The sequence below is a fragment of the Candidatus Dormiibacterota bacterium genome (assembly GCA_035544955.1).
Lineage (GTDB): Bacteria > Chloroflexota > Dormibacteria > CF-121 > CF-121 > CF-13.
In genome coordinates this window covers 1-2,127 of the sequence record DASZZN010000035.1, presented here as the reverse complement: position 1 = coordinate 2,127, position 2,127 = coordinate 1, and the positions used below count along the sequence as shown (strand labels likewise).

General features: G+C 64.1%; 3 protein-coding genes. All 3 read right to left on the bottom strand.

Annotated features, from left to right (window positions below; genetic code table 11):
• On the bottom strand, positions 1-488 hold a 488-nt coding region (locus VHK65_13235; GenBank protein ID HVS07109.1), incomplete at its 3' end, for a hypothetical protein.
• Between the two features lie 5 nt (positions 489-493).
• On the bottom strand, positions 494-1,132 hold the full coding sequence (locus VHK65_13230) for a DUF3489 domain-containing protein (GenBank protein HVS07108.1): 639 nt from the start codon (positions 1,130-1,132) through the stop codon (positions 494-496).
• Positions 1,133-1,399: 267 nt separating this feature from the next.
• A complete protein-coding gene (locus tag VHK65_13225) occupies positions 1,400-1,540 on the bottom strand; it encodes a hypothetical protein (protein ID HVS07107.1) in 141 nt (46 codons plus the stop codon).
• Positions 1,541-2,127: the final 587 nt, after the last annotated feature.

Below are 2,127 nucleotides of genomic sequence, written 5' to 3'. Positions count from 1 at the left end.
CCCATTTGCGGACCGTTTGTGTTACCAGCGGCGTGAATTTCCCCTAAAATGAGCAGTTTGAATTTCCGTATTACTCGGCGAGCGCCGCGCCGGCATTCCTGATGCATGTGTGCTGCCGCGGATTGGCTGGCGTGGGGGGGCGACCGGCAGGGGCGAGAATGACCAACGTGCGCCGTCCTGGCGCAGATTCCGGCGGCCTCCAGCCCGATCCGCGCGGAGGCGCGTCCGAAGGTTCGGCGGATCGCCTTGGACAGCGCTTCCAGAAGCTTTGCGACCACGACCGGTATCATCGGCGCCACCGAGCCGCCGAAGGCCTGCTCCTGGATGTGCCAGCAGAGGAACCGCGCCACGAGGTCCTTGGTGAAGGCAGGAGGCGGGGACGACCGCAAGGTCGTGCGCCACAGGGTGCGAAGCTCGTCGAGGCCGAGCGACCGCACGCGGTCGATCTCGGCCTCGATCGCCTCGCGATCGGACGATCGGCGAGCCATGTGCGTCACGCCGCTTTGCGACCGGATTTGCCCTTGCGCTTCGGCGCGGTATTCCCGGCCACAATGCGGTAGACCCGGTCGCCACCATTCTTCTCGGACACGAGCGTCAGGCCGAGCTTGTTGCGCACCACCGAGGTAAAGAAGCCGCGGACCGAGTGGGGCTGCCATCCGGTCGCCTTCATGATGGCGGCTACGGTTGTGCCCTGGCGGCGGTGGAGCATCTCGATCACCCGGGCCTGCTTCGAATCCCTCCGGCTGGGCGTGGCCGACTGTTGGACAGCCTTATCCCTGCTCCTCTTGCGGCGAGCAGCGGTCCGCTGGGAAGGCTTGTTGGGTGCGAGATTATCCCCTTGCTCGGTATCGCCATGTTCGTCGGCCTCCGGATGCGCGCCGCCCTCGTCGACCTGGATGGCTGCAAGGCCACGCTTGGTGATGCGTAGCGCGAGCGACTGATTGTCATCGTCACGCCGCCAGACCGGCAATGATCCGACGGTGCGGACCTCCTCGATCAGGCTTTCGGTCAAGAGCTTGCGGACCAGTTTTTGGGCGGCGCCGCCCTTGAGGTTCGGGCCAAGCTCGATGCCGTGATCCTCGCGCTGCGAGGCGGCCGACAGAAGCATAAGCTGGGTATCGGTGAGTTTCATCGGGATTCTCCGTTCGGTTGGCGACGGCATCAGCCGCCGTCACCGCCGAAGCCCCGCACTGGCGATGACGCCGTCGGGGCAGAATCCCGCCACAAGGCCATGCAGCCTCGTCGAGCCGAGCCACACTACCGCTCTGTTGCCGCCGAACTGCCAGTCCTTTCGGGATAATCTTATTGCTGGTTTCGGGCCGACCAGATCATCGAATGATCCTGAGCCGCAGGGCGATCAGCCCGGACGCTGCGTGAAGCCCCCGAGCGCGGAAGACTCTTATTGCGGGAACCCAATGCTGCTCTCCTGCTCGGCCCACGAATAGGGCAGCGCCTTGGCGAGGCCGGTGACCGTGAGATCTGCAGGCGCGGTCCCGGCCGAATGCTGAGCGACGTTGTGTCTCCGACGTTTGCAGCTCATGCGCGAAAAGTCTCTGGTGCCCAATTTGGCTGAAAGGCCGAATCCAAAATACCGAGGTTCGAATCCTCCCGCCCCAGCCGACCAGTCCGGTCTCCAACTTACTTTCCTGCGACACCCAGGAATTAGCGCGGTTGCGCGCTATTTCGCCGGCGGGAGCCAGTCTCCACTGACGGATTTGGGGGATTCAACGGGCTTCGAGGCCGCTGTCTCCAAGGGCTGATTTTGACTAACGGTTTTCGTTGAGAAGAGCTCGAGGAAATGGGCTCTTTGCACGGCCATTGGAGATCGCACTCGCGGTCACCGCGGCGGTCTTCGCCATTCTGGTGATCACGCGGCCGTCGCAACTCTATCCCTGGTTAAAGGGCGCTGCACGTCATTGCCATCATACCGCCCTGCCCGGTGCTGGCGGTGCCGGCCAGATGAGGGTGCTCGATCGTTGGCGCCTGGCCCGGTGCCAAGGCTCTCGGCATCACGCCAGAGGCGGCGCGGCAGAAATCCCGCGTCAAATGGGCTCGCTGAAAAGGTGCTACGCGCGCTGAACCCCGCTGCTGCCCGGAGCGTGGGGATTCTGCTTTGAGACCCGATTC